This is a genomic window from Rhodanobacter sp. Soil772, from assembly GCF_001428385.1.
Classification (GTDB): domain Bacteria; phylum Pseudomonadota; class Gammaproteobacteria; order Xanthomonadales; family Rhodanobacteraceae; genus Rhodanobacter.
In genome coordinates, this window is record NZ_LMSK01000001.1 from 1,365,601 (window position 1) to 1,383,643 (window position 18,043).

Consider the following 18,043-nt stretch of genomic DNA (forward strand, 5'->3'; position numbering starts at 1 on the left):
CCGGCCACTTTGCATCGTTGGAGAGAGGTGCCAGCGCCTGGCTCCTCCCCCTGCTTTTGCAGGGGGAGGGTGGGAGGGGGTTGCTCCGAGCTGGCGCGGAGATCGAGAGCACCCCACCCCAACCCTCCCCTGCACGCAGGGGAGGGAGTCATGCCTACTCGCCCGCCACCGTCATCCGCTCCAGCAGGATCGAACCGGTGAGGATGTGCGAGCGCGGGTCGACATCCGTGCCCACCGCGACGATGCCGGCGAACATCTCGCGCAGGTTCGCCGCGATGGTGATCCCTTCCACCGGGTACGCAATGCGGCCGTTCTCGACCCAGAAGCCGGCCGCGCCGCGCGAATAATCGCCGGTGACGGTGGACACGCCCTGCCCCATCACCTCGGTCACCAGCAGGCCGCTGCCTAGGCGTTGCAGCATGCCGTCGAAATCGCTGCGCTCGCCGTCGACCGCACCCGGCTCCACGATCAGGTTGTGGATGCCGCCGGCGTTGCCGGTCGACTGCAAGCCCAACTTGCGCGCCGAGTAGCTGCCCAGCACGTAACGCGCCAGCACACCGCCTTCGATCAGCGCGCTGTCGCGGGTGGCCACGCCCTCGGCGTCGAAGTTGCCGGAGCCCTGGCCGCGCGGCAGGTGCGGCCGCTCGTCGACATTCAGCCAGGCCGGCATCACCGGCTTGCCGACATGGTCGAGCAGGAAGCTGGCCTGGCGATACAGCGCACCGCCGCTGACCGCACCGAGCAGGTGGCCGATCAGCCCGCGCGCCAGCTCCGGCGCGAACAGCACCGGGCACTGCCGCGTCGACAGGCTGCGCGCGCCCATCCGCGCCAGCGTGCGTTCGGCCGCCTTGTCGCCGAGTGCCTGCGCGCTGATGAAATCGCCGGCCGCGCGCACACTGTCATACCAGTAATCGCGCTGCATGCCGTCCTCGTCGCCGGCGATCAGCGCCAGCGACAGCGAATGCCGCGTGCCGCGCTCGCGCCCGACGAAGCCGTGCGAGTTCGCGTACACCGACAGCCCCTGCCCGGCCTGCACGCTGGCGCCGTCGGAATTGCTGATGCCGGCGTGCGCGCGACCGGCGTCCTCGATGGCGATGCCCAGCTCGATCGCGCGCGTGGTGTCGATGTCCCACGGATGCCACAGGTCGAGGTCGGGAAATGACCTTGCCATGCGCGCCGCATCGGCCAGCCCCGCGGCCGGATCGGCCTCGGTGAAGCGCGCGATCGCGCAAGCCTGGTCCAGCGTGGCCTGGATCGAATCGGGGTTGAGGTCGGCGGTGCTGGCCGAGCCCTTGCGCTGGCCGAAGTACACGGTGAGCCCGAAACCGCGGTCGCGGGTGTGCTCCACCGTCTCCACCTCGCCCAGGCGCACGTTCACGCTGAGCCCGGTGTCGATGCTGGCGGCCACCTCGGCCTGGCTGGCGCCGGCGGCGCGGGCGCGGCGGATCACGTCCTCGGCCAGCTGCGCCAGCCGGTCGAGTTCAGGCTCACTACGATCCGGCAGGTTGCGGTCCTGGCTGATGGCAACTTCGCTCACGTTCGGGCTTTCCTGGGAAATAGACGGGTAGAATAAGCGGTTCGCGACCGCAGGCCCCCAACTTGGGGGCGCGGCGGCGAAATGAAAAGAGCTGCGGAGAACGCCCATGCAACCCACCGCCGGCATCTATCGTCACTACAAGGGTCTGCGCTACCGCGTGCTGGGCACCGCACACCACAGCGAAACGATGGAACCGCTGGTGGTCTACCAGGCGCTCTACGGCGATCACGGCCTGTGGGTGCGCCCCGCCGCGATGTTCAGCGAAACCATCGAACTGGACGGCGAGCCGATCGCCCGCTTCGCGCTGGAACAAGCCGAACTGGACCCGGCCGAACAAGGCCCGACCGGGCTGGCCAGCAACGACCCGCACGCCTGATCCACCCGCTTTTCTTCTGGAATGAACCCGTGAGCCCGAGCCGCAGCCGCAACCAGACCGAACTCGACGACGAGGACTACGGCCCCAGCCGCACCCAGCAGCGCCGTGAGGCGTTGGCCGTCCTGGTGCTGGCGCAGCAACTGGTCGACCTGCAACCGAGCCGGCTGGCCAAACTGGCGCTGCCGGACGACGTGCGCCACGAGATCGACGTCACCCGCCGCACCCCTTCCCACGGCGCGAAGAAGCGCCAGCTCGCCTTCCTCGCCAAAGTCATGCGTCGCTACGGTGACGATGACTTCGCCGCCGTGCGCGCCGAACTCGGCGAGAACCGCGAGAAGCAGCGTCAGGAAACCGCAGCGATGCATCGCCTCGAAGCGATGCGCGACCGCCTGGTCGCCGAGGACGAAGCCGCCCTGTCGGAACTGATCGCCGAACATCCGCAGGTCGATCGCCAGCACCTGCGTTCGCTGGTGCGCCAAGCGCGCATCGAGAAGGACACGCCGAACAAGCCGCCGCGGGCATATCGAGAGATCTTTCAGTTGTTGAAGGATCTGCAGGCGGGCGACGCCTCCGAGGACTGACGCGCCTCCCCGCCCGTTCGCCCTGAGCCCTTCGACCAGCTCAGGACAGGCGTAGCGCAGCGAAGTCGCAGAGTGATTGCAAAGCAGTGGCCGGGCGCCATATCCAAGGCGCGCAAAACTTTCTGCGCTCCCTCCGCTAGCGAGCCGTTTCCTCCCGTGTACCTCGAAGCAAAAAGCTCAAGTGCAGAGCAGTCGATCGCCTTCGGCGACCGAGTTACTTTCTCTTTGTGTGGCCAAAGAGAAAGATAACCAAAGAGAAAGGCCACCCCGCTCGGCGCTTGCCGCCCATCCATGGGCGGCAAGTCCGTGAGCCGGGGCCGGGCTTTTCGACCGGACTCCTGTCCGGGCGAAAAGGAGTCGACACCCCTGTCGACTCCCGCTGCGCGGCCTGTCGACCCCGACTCACCGCCGCGCAAGGGACCCCTGTAGAGCAGCGGGCCATCGTGGCCCGCACTTTTCAGAAGAGCCAGGACAAAACAAGAGCCGGAGCAAACAGTCGGCACTGCTGCGCACAGCTGCACCCGTGTGCAGGTGGCGTATTCTTCCGAATTAAAGGGGGCCACCATGCAACTTCACTGGAACGAGATCGGAGATCGATCGCCACGCCTTTCGCACGAACGTAAACACGTGTCGCCGGGCAACACCACGCCAGAGGCCACGCAACGCTGCGCCACTGCGAGGACACCCGAATGATGTACACGCTCATTCCGCTTCTTTCGATAATCCTTCCGATACTCGTCGCGGTCGCGATAGTGTTTCTGATCCGCTTCTTGCAGATGCGCGACGGGCGACGCTCACCACTGACCGACAAATTGCATCATGGCCCGGGTGAGCAACTGCGTCGCGAGCTGGAAAAATCCAGCGACGGCATCGATGAAGCGTTTATGACCATATCTTTTATCGGGCCATTCCTCATCTGCGCCTGGGCGTTGCCACAACTCGATTGGTCGAAGGTCAAATTTGGCCTCGGCGAATGGATACTGAGCATCTTCTTCGTAGGAATGTTGGCCTGGGCAATCCGCAAGGTCACGCGACTGGTCGCCAAACGCCAGAGGCTGCGCGAGGGCCTGGATGCCGAATTGATGACCGCACAGCTTCTGATACCGCTTGCGTCCAAAGGCTGCCAAGTCTTCCACGACATCCCCGCCGATGGCTTCAACCTTGACCACGTAGTGATCGGTCCGCACGCGGTCTATATGGTCGAAACCAAGTCACGCAGAAAACCCGGCAAGGGAAAGCAAAGCGCCAACGTCGAGTACGACGGCAAAGCGCTTCGCTTCCCCGATCATGTAACCAGCAAACCCGTGGAACAGGCTCGCCACGAGGCACGCTGGCTGGCAGAGTTCCTCCGCGGGGCAGCAGGCGAAAATGTACCTGTCGTACCGGTGGTGGCATTGCCGGGCTGGTATGTCAATTCCGGCCGGAATGCCCATCTGTCCGACGTCATCGTCCTCAACCCGAAGATGCACGCCACTTTCACCGGCAAGCACGGCGATAAACCACTCAGCGACTCGTTGCGTAACCGAATTGCTTACGCGCTGATGCAGCGTTATCCGGCGCTGCCATGAGTCGGCGAATGGTGTCAGGCGATTTGATCGGCCTGTGATCGTCTCACAGGCCGCCTCGGCAACTGCCCCAATGCCGACTCTCCTTCAGTTACGACTGCCGGCCGCCTGTCCATACTTGGAAGCATCCATTCGGGAGGGCGCATCACATGGCTAGAGGCGATGACTGGTCGCGAATGGAAGTTGAGGCTTGCGTCGCTTCGTATCTCACGATGCTGGCGCTGGAGCTCAACGGCCAGCGCTACAACAAGACCGAGTATGCCGAGGCACTGGTGCAGAAGCTTGATGGGCGCAGCCGGGGATCGGTTGAGTTCAAGCACTGCAACATCAGCGCCGTCCTGATCGCTCTGGGCTATCCGTACATCAACGGCTACAAGCCTCGCTCCAATTACCAGGCTGAACTGCTGGACGTGGTGGAGTCGCAGTTGGAAGGGAACGCCATCATTGATGCGGCGGCCCAGGCTGCGGTCGAGCGCCCGGCCATCGAGATCGCCGTCAGCGAATCCACGTCGGTGTGGGTGCCCGCACCAAAACCTTCGAAGGTGCGCGAACGCGCTCCCGAGTACGCGCCCCGCTTCTCGCCGGTCCGGCGCGACTATCTCGCCCGCGAAGCACGCAACCGTTCGCTTGGTCGCGCCGGCGAACTGTTCGTGCTCGAACTGGAATCACGCAGATTGCACGCCGAGGGCAAAAAGTCCTTGAGCGCGCGCGTCGAGCATGTCGCCGCAAGCCAGGGCGGTGGCTTGGGCTACGACATCCTGTCTTTCGAAAACGACGGCCGCGAGCGCCTGATCGAGGTCAAGACGACGGCGTTCGGTGAGCTGACACCGTTCTACGTCAGCCGCAATGAGATCGCTCGATCAAATGCGGACGCGGACAAGTACCGTCTGTACAGGCTCTTCGACTTTCGCGAAAAGCCGAGGGTTTTCCAGTTGCCCGGATCGATAGATGTCCACTGCACGCTCGATCCCGTGACGTACCTGGCATCGTTCACAGCCTGACCGGTCACCGACCAAGTTTTTCTGGCCGGGCAACTTTCAAGGCCCCGCGAACCCCGCTTCGCGCTGCGCCCGCACGGCCAGCACGAACACGGTATCGATGCCGGTCACATAGCGGTACAGCGCCACATAGCCGCGCGAACCTCGACCGATCACCAGCTCACGCTTGTCGTTGCCGGTCGGACGTCCGATCAGCGGATTGGTTCGCAGCACGTCGACCGCTGCGATGATTTCGCGCAGTCGGGCTGCGACATGCTCGGCCTCATGCCGCTGGAGGTGGTCGAGGATGCGGTCGAGATCCGCGCCGACCTCCGATGCCAGTTCGACGCGCGCCACGCTATTTCGCCAGCTTGCGGGCCGCCGGGCGCCGCGCTGCCTTGCCGGCGATGCGATCCTCCAGATAACCGCGCATGTCGTCCCAGGGAACGGTTTTGCCGGACTCGACGATGCGGGCGTAACGCTGCTCCGCCGTGGCGTCGAAGTCGGCACGACGCTCGGCCAGGTCGGCCTTCTCGGCGATCGCTTCCAGGATGAAATTGTGCGAGGTCGTGCCTGCCTGTTTCGCCGCCGCGGCGATGCGAGCTTTCAGATCCTCGGACAAACGGATGGTCGTGGTGCTCATGAAACGCTCCGGGGCAGAGTCATCGCCTGCGAATGTAGCACACTTGTGACACATGAAGCACAACGAAACAAACAACTCGCTCGGCATCAGGCTGCTTGGCTGGAAAGACCTTTGCTGGCGGACTGATCGAGATCGGCGATGCCCGGGAGAGGCCGCACGTGACAAGACTCGGCTCTTCAGCTTTCGCTCTCGCGACCACGCAACGGTTGCGACCGAATGCGGGCCATGGCGAGCGCATGGGTACCGGAGTTGAGACAACGCAGGAGCGGTTGCCAATGCCCGGCAAGCGCCAAGCGAGGTGAGTCGGGGTCGATAGGCCGCGCGGCAATTATCCGTGGTCACACACAACGCGGGCGCCCTCCTCTCGGCGGACGCCCGCGCATGGCGCATCGCGGAAGTTACAGCCCCGCGTTCAGCGCACTCACGATGCCGCTGCCGAACCCGCTGGCGTAGTCCCAGCCGACCGTCGCGGTCTCGCCGCCGTTGCTGCCGGAGGTGACGTCGTGATAGCTGGCGGTGGACACGGTGTACAGGTGCGGTGCCGCAAAGCCCAGCGTCGGGTGCGCCGCGAGCATGCGAGCCCAGGTGGCGGCGAACAGCGGTGCGGACAGGCTGGTGCCGCCGTACTGCGCGTTGCTGCCGTTGACGATGATGATGGCGCCCGAATTCGGGTCGGCATCGAACGCCACGTCGGCCACGTCGCGGGTGGTGCCGCCGCCCTGGGTTTGCCAGCTCGGCTTCGGTTCCACCGTGCTCGGGCTGCCGCCGGCCTTGCTCCATAGCGTCTCGCTCACCCAGCTGTTCGACGTGCCGGTGGTGAGCGTGGTGCCGCTCACCGCCACCACGTAGGGCGAACTGGCCGGGTAGCTTGGCGTGGTGCCGCTGGGCGACTTGCCGCACTCGTTGGAGCCGGCGTCGCCGGTCGAGATCGAGAACGTCTGCCCCTGCGCCGTGCCCAGCGCGAAGAGCTGGTCGTCCGCCGCCATCGAGCCGTCCTGGTAAGCGCTGGTTTCGCATTCGCCGAGCGACACGTTGATGACCTGCGCCTGGTTGTCGCTGACCACCCGGTTGAACGCCGCGGTGAGCGCGCTGTTGGTCAGCGAATTGGCGGCGTAGAAGATCAGCTTGCCGACGCCGCCGGACATGCCGACGATATCCTGGCTGTCCAGATCCCACTCGGGCGTGCCACTGGTGTCGGTGCCCGGCGTGCCCACCGTCACCACCTGGGTATTCACCGCCGGCAGATGGTTGGCGGTGGTGAAGCTGGTCAGATCCTTCAGCGGCTGGGTCATGTCGCCGTCGCTGATGATGCCCACCGTGATCGTCGAGGCGGTCGGTGTGCTGCCCACGTCGTAGATCGTCGGGAACGTGGTCGGATTGTGGCCGACAAGCGTGCTGCCGCCGCCCGGCCGGCCGTGGGTCGTCGTGCCGCTGTTTTGCAGCGCGGCCTTGACGATCATCGTGTGCGGATGCGTCACCGTCTGCAGGCCGCTCACCGACAGCACGAGGTCGGCCAATGCTGCCGGCACCCTGGCGTCGTCGATGTTGGCGTACGCCGCCCGGCCGTTTTCATCGGCAGCCTTGACGAAGCGCGTGCCGAACGCGGTTTGCGCGCTGCCGGCGGTACCGTCGGCGGAAACCAGCAGGCGGTTGGCGGAGACGCTGACGTTGGTGAAACCGGCCCGGCTCAGGTAATCGGCCACGGCCTGCGCCTGTACCTGGCTCGGCAGGAAATTCGCGGCCACATCGCCCGCCTGCAGCTTGGCGCGGAACAGCGGGCTGGCCGGGTTGTGCGCGGCGGCGATGAAATCGTCGAGCGCGCCCTTGTTCTGGATCTTCAACGCCACCTGCACGTGCAGCGGCATGTCGAATGCCACCAGGTCACTCATGTTCACCGACGCGGCCGGCACGTGGGCGTGCGTGGCCGTCGTTCTCCAGGTTGCATCGACGCCGGCCGCCGTTGCGACCGTGGACGCCAGCGCCCAGATTGCCCCCATCGCCAGACACAGCGAAGTCTTCTTCATCTGCATGGTTCATCCCCGAAAATTGATGGTGCGAACAGAAAAATTCCGGCCGCCAACGGACCGGAATCACATGACGCGGCCTTGGGTCCCCCCGGACAAATTCCCGACCTCGCCAGTCTTCGACGCTAACACGCAGCGACGCTGAATGATCCGTGCGTCCGTCAAAAAAATGCAAACAAGTTATTGATTCGCAATACTTTGCGAAACCGCATGAACTAGCAACCCCTTCGCAACAACATCCAGAGCCGGCTTGCCGCGCATGTGTCGGGCTCGCCCACGGGCGATACGCCCGGCTGTCTTCAGGCCTGGGAAAACTCTTCGTTCCGGATGCAGCCGAAGGCTGCCGCGCAGCAGCCGTGTCGTCGCAGCAAGCGCCTGCGACTTCACTCAGGGCGAATGGCGGCGGGTTGGCTGCGCTTCGGGTGAACGGGCGCGGCGCCGGAGTTCAGGACGCGGTGCCGCCCACCGTCATCGAGTCAATCTTCAGCGTCGGCTGGCCCACGCCCACGGGCACGCTCTGCCCGTCCTTGCCGCACACGCCCACGCCTTCATCCAGCGCGAGGTCGTTGCCGATCATCGAAACGCGGTTGAGCACCTCGGGGCCGGAGCCGATCAGCGTGGCGCCCTTGACCGGACGAGTGATGCGACCGTCCTCGATCAGGTAGGCCTCGGACGCAGAGAAGGTGAACTTGCCGTTGGTGATGTCGACCTGGCCGCCGCCGAAGTTCGGCGCGTACAGGCCCTTCTTCACCGAGCGGATGATCTCGGCCGGATCGTGCGAGCCGGCCCGCATGTAGGTGTTGGTCATGCGCGGCATCGGCAGGGCGGTGAACGATTCGCGGCGACCGTTGCCGGTGGGCGCCATGCCCATCAGGCGCGCGTTGAGCTTGTCCTGCATATAGCCTTTTAGAATGCCATCCTCGATCAGGGTGGTGCATTCGGTGGGCGTGCCTTCGTCGTCGATGCTGAGCGAGCCGCGGCGACCGACCAAGGTGCCGTCGTCGACGATGGTGACGCCCTTGGCGGCCACGCGCTGGCCGATGCGGCCGGAGAACGCGGAGCTGCCCTTGCGGTTGAAATCGCCTTCCAGGCCGTGGCCGATCGCTTCGTGCAGCAACACGCCGGGCCAGCCGGGGCCGAGCACCACGGTCATCTGGCCGGCCGGCGCATCGACCGAATCCAGGTTCACCAGCGCCTGGCGCACGGCTTCGTCGGCGAACGCCAGCGCGCGGCCGTTCTCGATCAGCTCGCGGTAACCGTAGCGGCCGCCGCCGCCGGAATAACCCTGCTCGCGCCGGCCGTTCTGCTCGGCGATCACCTGGATGTTGATGCGCACCAGCGGGCGCACGTCGGCGGCCAGGGTGCCGTCGGAGGCGGCGATCAGGATAGTGTCCATGGTCGCGGCGAGGCTGACAATGACCTGCTTGATGCGCGGGTCGCGCGCACGCGCATACGCATCGACCTCGCGCAGCAGCGCGATCTTGTCGGGGTTGGGCAGGCTCTCGACCGGATCGATCGCCGGATACAGCTGGCGCGCACCATTCAGCGCCAGCGGCTTGCCGGCGCCGTTGCCGTCGTGCGCGATCGCGCGCGCGGCTTTCGACGCTTCCAGCAACTGCGGCAGCACGATCTCGTCGGAATAGGCGAAGCCAGTCTTCTCGCCGCTGATCGCGCGCACGCCCACGCCCTGCTCGATCGAGTGGCTGCCGTCCTTGACGATGCCCTCCTCCAGCGTCCACGACTCGCTGCGCGAATGCTGGAAGTACAGGTCGGCGGCGTCGATCGACGGGCCCATCAGCTGGGTGAACACGCGGTCGAGGTCGCCGGTGGCGATGCCGCCGGGGGACAACAGCTTGCTTTCGGCGAGGGCGATCAGGGAATCCATGGGGCTTTCGTTTGTCTGTGGTCGGTCCGGAACTATCCCACATGGGGCTGTCGCCGACGGCTTTAAAGCCTGGACGCGGGCGGCGGGACCGAGCTGGCCGCGGCCGGCAGCGCGGCGCTGCCCGGGGCGGCCGGCAAACCAGGTAGTGCCGGCGGTTGCACGCTGCTTGCCGCGGCCGGCAGGCTGAGGGCGGGATTGAGCAAGGGCGCGGCCGGCGCCGTGGCGGTGCCGCGCTTCTCCAGCAGGGTCATCACCGGGTCGTCCCAGCTGCCGGTGACCCGGTAGCGCGCGCTGGCGGCCTGGTTCAGGCCCTTGCCGAGCAGGCCTTGCACGGCGAAGCCGGCCGCCGCGCCGATCGGGCCGCCGACCACCGCACCGACCAGCGGCAAGCTGTTGCCGACATGCGGCACCACCAGCATCTGCTGGTCGTAGTCCTTGGCGCGCAGGCCGGTGCGGCCAGTGACGCTGATGTTCGCCGCCGGGCCGGCGATCACCAGGTTGTCGGTGGTGGCGTTGCCGTTGGCCAGCTTGAAGTCGCCGCTGATCGAGTCGAACGCGAGCCCCTTGCCGAACACGTCGCCGAAATCCAGGGTGAGCCGGCGCGGCAGCTCGGCCAGCGAAACCAGCCCGAGCAGCCGCCCCACGCCCGGCGACGCCGCCTCGGGAATGCGGCCGTCGTTGACCTGGATGCTGAGCGTGCCGTCCATGGTGGCCAGCGACAACCCGCTGGGCGCACCGGGCCAGCTGGCGTCGAGCTGGTCGCGCGTCTTGCCGCCGTTGACCAGCCCGTCGAAACCGAGCGCGCCCAGCATCGCGCCGAGATCCTCGGCGGCGAAGTTGATCCGCATGTGGGTGCGGCTGCTGCTGGCGTTGCCGTTCCAGTCGCCGCTGGCGTTGATCTGCACGCGGCTGGACAGCGCGCGCAACTGCTCGATGTGCAGGCCCTCCGCCGTCGGCCAGGTTTCCAGGCGCGCCTCGCCGAGTTTCGCGTCGCCCATGCGCAGGTCGCCCACCCACACGTGGAACGGCGGCAGTGCCGCCGGGTTGATCCCGGTATTGGCCGGATCGGGTACTGGAACGACGGGAGCCGCGGCGGCCGGCGGCGTGGCGCCGGCGGCGGTTTTGGGCGGATGGCTGGCGGCCTCGGCTGCGGGGTCTTTCGGCCAGTACAGCCGTTTCAGCCGCGCGGTGACGCCGCGCTTGTCCAGTTCCCGCGTCGGCATGCTGTAGTTGCCGAGCATCGCCGGACCGTCCACGTCCACGCTCAGCAGGTCCGGCTGCAGCGTGGCGTGCAGCTTCAACGCGCCCAACTCGCGGCCGAACCATTCGGCCTGGTCGGTGCTGACGTCGAGGCTCTCCAGCCCCGGTCCGCCGCTACCGCTGCCGGCCACCGCACGCTGCACCCAGCCGGTGACGTCGAGCCGGTTGGCGTGGCCGCGGATGCGCAGGTCGCGATCCGGCAAGGTCTCGGGCATCTGGTTGCCGAACGCGAGAGTGCCGGCCAGCGGCCGCTGCTCGCCGTCGGCCAGGCGCAGGTAGCCGCGCATCGCATCACCCAGGCCAAGTCGCAATTCACTGCCGCCGACCGGCAGGCTCATGGTCAGGTGCAGCGGCAGGCTGGCTGCTGCCGGCTTGTGCAGCGGCGCCGGCAGGTCCAGCGCGATCCCGTCCAGCGACGAGTCGACGCTGAGGGTCTGCGCCAGCGCATCGCTGCCCGGCACGCGGGCGATGGCGAAGCCGATGTCGAACGCGCTGCGCCCGTCGGCGAGCTGGCCGATCCAGCCCAGCGACGGATAGTCCTGCACCAGCTCGGCCATGCGGTAGTTGCCGTGCAGTTGCGCCGACAGCACGGTGGCCGGGTCACGGTTGGCCGCCGCGATCGCCAGTTGCAGGGTCGACGGCTGGCCGCGGAAGCCGACGTCCAGCGGACCGGCCTGCATGCCGTGCGCATCGAACTTCAGCGGGCCGTTGAGCTTGTCCAGTTGAAGGTTCCATGCCGGCGCGCTGAGGTCGGCGTCCTTCAACCGGGCCAGGCCGTCCAGTTGCGGCTCCCCGCCCGGCTTCAACGGCAGCGTCAGGTGGAAGTCGAACGTGCCGCTGCCGCCCAGTTTCAACTTGGCCAGGGTGTCGGCCTCGCGGCTGCCGACCGGGCTCTTGCGCACGAATTCCATCAGGCTGGCACCGCTGCCGCCGCCCTGCACGTTGAGGTCGAGCAATGCGTCGTGGAAATCCGGGATCACGGCGACCGCCCGCTCCGCCTTTACCCCGAGCGAATGCCCGTCGCTGGCTTCGACCAGCATGCCGTTGTTGATGAAGTTGGCCACCGCGCTGACGCCTTCGGCGCGCGGCCAGCCCTTGCCGTAGTCGAGGGTGAGGTCGCTGATCACCGCACGCGCCTCGAAGCGCCCTTCGTTGTGCCGGAACGGCCAGTCGTGCAGGTCGCCGCGCACCAGCACCTGCGCCTCGTCGAGGCGGCCCGCCTGCAGGCCGCGATCGAGCCAGGCGATGGTGCCGGGCGACATCGACCCCAGCGGCCAGAACAGCTTGGCGGCGACCACGTCGGCATGGTCGAGCTTCGCGTACATGTCCATGAACGGGGCGCCGCCCTGCGCCGGCAGGACCAGCTCGCCGCGGGCCTGGCCGGCATAGCCGGCGCCAGCGAAATCCAGCGCGTCGACGCCGATGTGCCAGTCGCCGTCCTGCGGCCAGAACGCCAGCGTGCCGGCCAGCGTCGACATCACGAACGGCTCGCGGAACTCCTGCGGAAAGCTCAGCGTGGTGGCCTGCGCCGGCAGTTCCAGCGACAGCGCCTCGGCATCGCCGCGCAACTCGCCGTGCAGGCTGCTCACGCCCGGCAGCTTGCCGACCGGGTCGATGCCCAGGCCGTTGAACGCCAGGTCGACTGAATGCAGCCCCTCGGCGTGATTCCAGTGCAAGGCGAGCCGGTTCAGCTCGCCGCGTGGATGGCCGCCGCCCAGCCACTGCGCCAGTGCCGGCTTCAACGCCGGCTTCAGCGCCAGCCACGGCAGCAACGGCGCCAGCTGCAGCTTGCGCGCGGCGACATCCACGCTGGTGTTGTCGGTACCGGGCAGATGCACACCCAGCATCAGCGCGCTGCCGTCGTCGCCGGCCCAGCGCACGTCGTAGCCGTCGTCGACATGACGCACGCCGGCCAAGCCGTGCAGCGACGCCACGCTGGCCCTGCCGCCGGTGGGCGCGATCACCGCCAGCGTGTCCAGGTCGAAACGGACCAGGCTGCGGCTCAGCTGGCCCTTGCGCCAGTCGAGCCAGGCGCTCAGCTGGCCGCGGCCGTGGTCGACCGTATAGCCGCCCATATCGATGCCGTCCAGCAACGGCTTCAGTTCGGTGCCGTCGACGCTGGCCCACACCTGACCCGTGCTGCCGTCATCGCGGAAACGGCCGGCGGTGCGCACCGCGGCGCTCACGCCATCGCGCCGCAGCACGCCGCCGAAGCGGATATGGCTGCCCTGGTGGCTCAGCCGCAGCTGTTTCGACAGCAGCGTGTAGTGCTTGTCCAGGGTGGCGTCGGTAACCACCACGCGCAGGTCCTCCAGCCACAGGTCGGCCGACAGCCGGCCCAGCGACAGCGGTTGCCGACCGCTGCCGCCGGCCACGCCGATGCCGTTGACGCGCCAGCCGTGGGCGTCGTGCAGCAAGTCCAGTTGCAGGTTGCGTACGTGCAGGTTGAGCAGGTGCCGCGACGGCAGCAGCCAGCCGCCGAAGTCGAACTTCAGTTCGGACTCGGGCAGCTGCAGCGCGGCACCGCTCTCGCCGGCTGCCGCGCCGATGGTCACCCCGTGCATCACGAACTCCGGGCCGGAGCCGGTCCAGCGCCCTTCCATCGAGGCAAAGCTGACCGGGCGCTGCAGCCGCGCGCTGAGCTGCGCCGCCACCCAGTCCGGGTGCCGCGCCAGCAACGGCAGCAGTAACTGGGCCAGCGCCGCGATGACGGCGAGCAGGATCAGCGCGACCCCGGCGACCCAGCCCGACGCGCGGGCGCAACGATGCAGCCGCCGCCGCCACAACGCGTTCACGCGCGGCGAGCCCGGTCGAATCTACGGCCGCCGGATTTACAGCAAGACGACATCGAACTGTTCCTGCGAATAATGCTCTTCGGCCTGAAAGCGTATGCTTTTGGAGATGAACTCTTCCAGTTCCGCGACCGCGCTGGATTCTTCCTCCAGGATCCGGTTCACCACGGCAGGGTTCGCCATCACCAGCAGCTTCTGCGCGTTGAACTGGCGCACCGCGCGGGTGATCTCGCGGAAGATCTCGTAGGTCACCGTTTCGGCGGTCTTCAGCACGCCGCGGCCGCTGCAGGTCGGGCACGGTTCGCACAGCTGGCGGGCCAGGCTTTCGGTGGTGCGCTTGCGGGTCATTTCGACCAGGCCCAGCGCCGACATCGGGTACACCGTGGTCTTGGCGTGGTCGCGCGCCAGCCCCTTGCCGAGCATGCGCAGCACCTGGCGCTTGTGTTCCTCGTCGCTCATGTCGATGAAGTCGATGATGATGATGCCGCCCAGGTTGCGCAGGCGCAGCTGGCGCGCCGCCGCCTGCGCCGCTTCGAGGTTGGTGCGGTAGACCGTTTCTTCCAGATTGCGCGTGCCCAGGTAGGCGCCGGTATTGACGTCGATCGTGGTCATCGCCTCGGTCTGGTCGACGATCAGGTAGCCGCCGGACTTCAGCGGCACTTCCTTCTTCAGCGCGCGCTGCATCTCGTCCTCGACGCCGTACAGGTCGAAGATCGGCCGCTCGCCGTCGTAGTGCTCGATGCGGTCGTCCAGGTTCGGCATGAACTTGTGCACGAACTTGACCACGTTCTCGAACGTCGCGCGCGAATCCACCCGCACCTTCTCGATGTCCTCGTTGAGCATGTCGCGCAGGCTGCGCAGCGGCAGCGACAATTCCTCGTACACGCGCTCGCCGACCCTGGCCTTGGCGATGTTCTCCTGCACCACCCGCCATACCTTGCTCAGGTAGGTCACGTCGAACGCCAGCGACTCGGCGCTCTGGCCCTCGGCATTGGTGCGCACGATGTAGCCCAGCGGGGTATCGCCGATCAGCGGAGTCAGCACGTCGCGCAGCCGCTGGCGCTCGGCCTCGTCCTCGATCCGCGCGGAAATGCCCAGGGTGCGCGCGTACGGCAGCAGCACCAGGTAGCGCGAGGGAATCGACAGGTGTGCCGACAGCCGCGCGCCCTTGGTGCTGATCGGGTCCTTCACCACCTGCACCACGATCTCCTGGCCTTCGTGCACCAGTTCGCTGATCGAGGGCACGTGGCCATTGCCGTTGCCGTTCGATTCGGCGCCTTCGGGCGGCAGCGGGCGCACGATGTCCGAGGCGTGCAGGAACGCCGCGCGCTCCAGCCCGATCTCCACGAACACCGCCTGCATGCCCGGCATCACCCGCTGCACGCGGCCCTTGTAGATATTCCCGACATAGCCGCGCCGGGATGCCCGCTCGACATGCACCTCCTGCAACATGCCGTTCTCGACCACCCCGACCCGCGTCTCGCGCGGGGTCACGTTGATCAGGATTTCTTCGCTCACCGCATACTCCCCCGGACAGATGATCTTTATAGCGGTGCGGCCACGGACTGTCGATGAACCACGGCATGGAATCCGCATGGCCGGGCTGGATAACGCAAAATAGACACTGACGCGCGGAGTGCCGCCGCCCGACCAATCACCCTGGAGCTGAACGCATGACGACGCCCACGCCGACGCCGACCCTGCTGGCCTGGAGCGGCGGCAAGGACTGCCTGCTGGCCTTGCAGCGGCTGCTGGCCGACCCGCAATGGCAGGTGGTCGGCCTGCTCACCACGGTCAACCGCAACTACCAGCGCGTGGCCATGCACGGCACGCCGCGCGAGGTGCTACAGGCACAGGCCGCCGCGCTGGGCCTGCCGCTGCTGGAGGTGATGCTGGACTGGCCCGGCAGCAACGAGGCCTACGAGGCGGCCCACGCGCAGGCGCTGGTCGAGGCACGCATGCGCTGGCCGGGGATCCGCCACTGTGCGTTCGGCGACCTGTTCCTGGAGGACGTGCGCGACTACCGCGTGCGCCAGCTCGGCCGCGAAAACTGGCGCGCGGTGTTCCCGCTGTGGGGCGAGGACACCGCCGCGCTGGCGCGCCGCTTCGTCGGCGAGGGCCACCGCGCGGTGCTGTGCTGCGTGGATACCCAGCAGCTCGCCGCGGACTTTTGCGGCCGCGACTACGACGCCGCCCTGCTCGACGCGCTACCGGCCGGCGTCGACCCCTGCGGCGAGCGCGGCGAATTCCACACGCTGAGCTACGCCGGACCGCTGTTTCGCCGGCCGCTCAAGCTGCGCCGCGGCGAATCGGTGCTGCGCGACGGGCGTTTCCAGTTCACCGATTTCCTGCTGGACGCGCATGCCGCGACGCACTGAGGCGCACATTCTGCCCGACGTGCTGCAACCCGGGCTCGCACTGGTGTTCTGCGGCACTGCCGCCGGCAAGCGCTCGGCCGCCGAGCAGGCGTACTACGCCCACCCCGGCAACCTGTTCTGGCGCGCCCTGTTCGAGGCCGGGCTGACCCCGCGCCTGCTGCTGCCGGCGGAATTCCCGCTGCTGCCCCGCTACGGCATCGGCCTCACCGATCTGGCCAAGCGCCACTCGGGCAACGACGACGAACTGCCGCGCGACGCCTTCGACGCGCCCGCGCTGCTCGCCAAGATTGAACGCCACGCCCCGCGTCTGCTCGCGTTCACCAGCAAAAATGCGGCACGTGCGGTACTGGGGCGTACTGTCCACTACGGCTTGCAGACTGAGGTCATCGGCAGCACCCAATTGTTCGTGTTGCCGTCACCCTCGGGACAGGCACGTGGCCATTGGACTCTTGCGCCATGGCTGATGTTGTCAGAACGTGTCAGCAAGCTTTGATCGTTGAGTGCGACTAGTTTGTCGCAAGATGATCTCGGCAAGTCGCTTGTTGCTGTCCTGCTCACCCTACACAATCCAATGCAAGCGTCACCAACAACCAGATAGTCGGTCTGACCAGAAAGCCACGTTTCTGCACCCTCATTCATGTCGTCTGGCGAGTAGAGTTAATTTCTCCTCTGCCACGGCATGGGATGTGTGAACAACAGGGGACCACATGCTCAAGTACTACCTGCAGTTGGGCCTGCGCAGGCTGCGCCGCAACCCGGTGCTTACAGCGCTGATGGTGATGGCAATAGGCTTTGGCGTAGCGTCATCGATGACGACGTATACGGTACTACGCGCCATGTCGGGCGATCCGATCCCGTGGAAGTCGGATAAATTGTTCTTTCCCCAGATCGACGCATGGGGACCCGATTCGCGGCGGAACGGCACTGAACCTCGCGCCGCCATGACGTATGTCGATGCCGTTTCGATGATGCGCGATCATCGTGCGCATCTCCAGACCGCGCTCTATCCGATTGCTCCAACTGTCCATTCTGACGATGCGACGCAAAAGTCGCGAACTGCACCTGGGCAAGCGGTATACAGCGAGTTCTTTCCCATGCTCGATGTGCCATTTCTGTATGGCGGTGGCTGGACTGCCGCAGATGACGAACAGCACGCAAAGGTGGCAGTTATCACCAAGAGCCTGAATCAAAGACTATTCAAGGGTGAGAACAGTGTGGGGCGAAGTATTCAGCTGGATAGCCATAGCTATCGGGTGAGCGGTGTGCTGGACGACTGGCATCCACAGCCAAAGTTTTATGACTTGGCCACAACCGATGCGTTTGGCCCAGCTGATCAAGTGTTCCTCCCATTTACGACGGCGACCGACGCTCAACTCGCCACCAAAAGCGGTTTCATGTGTGTCCAACTTCCCGATCCCGGCTACGCCGCCATGCTGAGCTCAAGTTGTGTCTGGATCGGCTATATGGTCGAACTGGGCTCACCATCTGAGGTCAGTGCTTATCGCGCCTATCTGGACGGATATGCACATGATCAGCAGGCCTCGGGCCGTTTCGGCTGGGCGCCCAACAATCGCCTGAGCGATTTGCCTGCCTGGCTGGATTTCTGGCAGGTTGTTCCATCGCAGACCAAGATTTCCTTTGTGGTCGCGCTTTGCCTTTTGCTGGTTTGCATGGTCAACACGGTGGGTTTGCTGCTGGCAAAATTTCTGCGGCGATCGGGCGAAATCGGGGTGCGCCGCGCACTGGGCGCCAGTCGCCTCGCCATTGCTGCTCAGTTCGGCGTGGAAGCCGGCACGATCGGCGCGGCGGGAGGACTGTTTGGATTGATGTTGACTTGGGCAGGCATACAGGCGATGCACGGTTTGCTACCGAGGCAGATCGCCGCCCTGGCTCACATCGATCCGTTGCTGCTGTGGCAGACCCTGCTACTCGCCGTTGTCGCCACCGTGCTGGCGGGTCTGTATCCGATCTGGCGCGCCATGTACGTGCGCCCATCGTTGCAGCTCAAGGAAGATTGAGCAGCCA

Annotated in this window: 14 protein-coding genes; 7 read left to right on the top strand and 7 right to left on the bottom strand. The window is 66.4% G+C overall.

Features of this window, described 5'->3' with window-relative positions:
* Nucleotides 1-154: 154 nt before the first annotated feature.
* Nucleotides 155-1,537: a metalloprotease PmbA gene (gene pmbA, locus ASG75_RS06425; protein WP_056386769.1), complete on the bottom strand. Its 1,383-nt coding sequence runs from the start codon at nt 1,535-1,537 to the stop codon at nt 155-157.
* Between the two features lie 106 nt (nt 1,538-1,643).
* Between pmbA and ASG75_RS06430 the strand changes: the two genes are divergently transcribed.
* The 4 genes from ASG75_RS06430 to ASG75_RS06445 all read left to right on the top strand — a co-directional run bounded on the left by ASG75_RS06430 (nt 1,644) and on the right by ASG75_RS06445 (nt 5,060).
* On the top strand, nt 1,644-1,913 hold the full coding sequence (locus ASG75_RS06430; RefSeq protein WP_056386771.1) for a DUF1653 domain-containing protein: 270 nt from the start codon (nt 1,644-1,646) through the stop codon (nt 1,911-1,913).
* A 29-nt stretch (nt 1,914-1,942) separates the two neighbouring features.
* Entirely contained in the window at nt 1,943-2,494 is a 552-nt protein-coding gene (gene yjgA, locus ASG75_RS06435) for a ribosome biogenesis factor YjgA (protein ID WP_056386772.1), read from the top strand.
* Nucleotides 2,495-3,183: 689 nt separating this feature from the next.
* On the top strand, nt 3,184-4,062 hold the full coding sequence (locus tag ASG75_RS06440; protein ID WP_056386774.1) for a nuclease-related domain-containing protein: 879 nt from the start codon (nt 3,184-3,186) through the stop codon (nt 4,060-4,062).
* A 173-nt stretch (nt 4,063-4,235) separates the two neighbouring features.
* A complete protein-coding gene (locus ASG75_RS06445) occupies nt 4,236-5,060 on the top strand; it encodes a DUF3883 domain-containing protein (protein WP_235580151.1) in 825 nt (274 codons plus the stop codon).
* Between the two features lie 36 nt (nt 5,061-5,096).
* Here ASG75_RS06445 and ASG75_RS06450 read toward each other — a convergent pair whose 3' ends face one another.
* From ASG75_RS06450 to rng, 6 genes are all read right to left on the bottom strand, one after another.
* Nucleotides 5,097-5,393, bottom strand: coding sequence for a type II toxin-antitoxin system RelE/ParE family toxin (locus tag ASG75_RS06450; protein ID WP_056386778.1), 297 nt, complete (start codon nt 5,391-5,393; stop codon nt 5,097-5,099).
* Between the two features lies 1 nt (nt 5,394).
* Nucleotides 5,395-5,679, bottom strand: coding sequence for a ribbon-helix-helix protein, CopG family (locus ASG75_RS06455; protein WP_056386780.1), 285 nt, complete (start codon nt 5,677-5,679; stop codon nt 5,395-5,397).
* A 398-nt stretch (nt 5,680-6,077) separates the two neighbouring features.
* Nucleotides 6,078-7,703: a S53 family peptidase gene (locus ASG75_RS06460; RefSeq protein ID WP_162253094.1), complete on the bottom strand. Its 1,626-nt coding sequence runs from the start codon at nt 7,701-7,703 to the stop codon at nt 6,078-6,080.
* A 445-nt stretch (nt 7,704-8,148) separates the two neighbouring features.
* The gene (gene tldD / locus ASG75_RS06465) at nt 8,149-9,588 is read right to left on the bottom strand and encodes a metalloprotease TldD (protein WP_056386783.1); all 1,440 of its coding nucleotides are present in this window, start codon (nt 9,586-9,588) and stop codon (nt 8,149-8,151) included.
* Nucleotides 9,589-9,650: 62 nt separating this feature from the next.
* Nucleotides 9,651-13,643 carry a YhdP family protein gene (locus tag ASG75_RS06470; RefSeq protein ID WP_056386785.1) on the bottom strand — a complete coding sequence of 1,331 codons (3,993 nt, stop codon included), beginning with the start codon at nt 13,641-13,643 and terminating at the stop codon, nt 9,651-9,653.
* Between the two features lie 36 nt (nt 13,644-13,679).
* Nucleotides 13,680-15,158, bottom strand: a complete 1,479-nt coding sequence (gene rng / locus ASG75_RS06475) for a ribonuclease G (protein ID WP_056386787.1) — start codon at nt 15,156-15,158, stop codon at nt 13,680-13,682.
* 155 nt (nt 15,159-15,313) lie between these two features.
* Between rng and ASG75_RS06480 the strand changes: the two genes are divergently transcribed.
* The 3 genes from ASG75_RS06480 to ASG75_RS06490 all read left to right on the top strand — a co-directional run bounded on the left by ASG75_RS06480 (nt 15,314) and on the right by ASG75_RS06490 (nt 18,036).
* The gene (locus ASG75_RS06480; protein ID WP_056386790.1) at nt 15,314-16,018 is read left to right on the top strand and encodes an ATP-binding protein; all 705 of its coding nucleotides are present in this window, start codon (nt 15,314-15,316) and stop codon (nt 16,016-16,018) included.
* Nucleotides 16,002-16,511, top strand: coding sequence for a mismatch-specific DNA-glycosylase (locus ASG75_RS06485; RefSeq protein ID WP_056386792.1), 510 nt, complete (start codon nt 16,002-16,004; stop codon nt 16,509-16,511). The genes ASG75_RS06480 and ASG75_RS06485 overlap by 17 nt, the downstream gene beginning before the upstream one ends.
* A 214-nt stretch (nt 16,512-16,725) precedes the next feature.
* Complete coding sequence (locus tag ASG75_RS06490; RefSeq protein ID WP_056386795.1) at nt 16,726-18,036, top strand: ABC transporter permease; 1,311 nt, start codon at nt 16,726-16,728, stop codon at nt 18,034-18,036.
* The last annotated feature ends 7 nt before the right edge of the window (nt 18,037-18,043 follow it).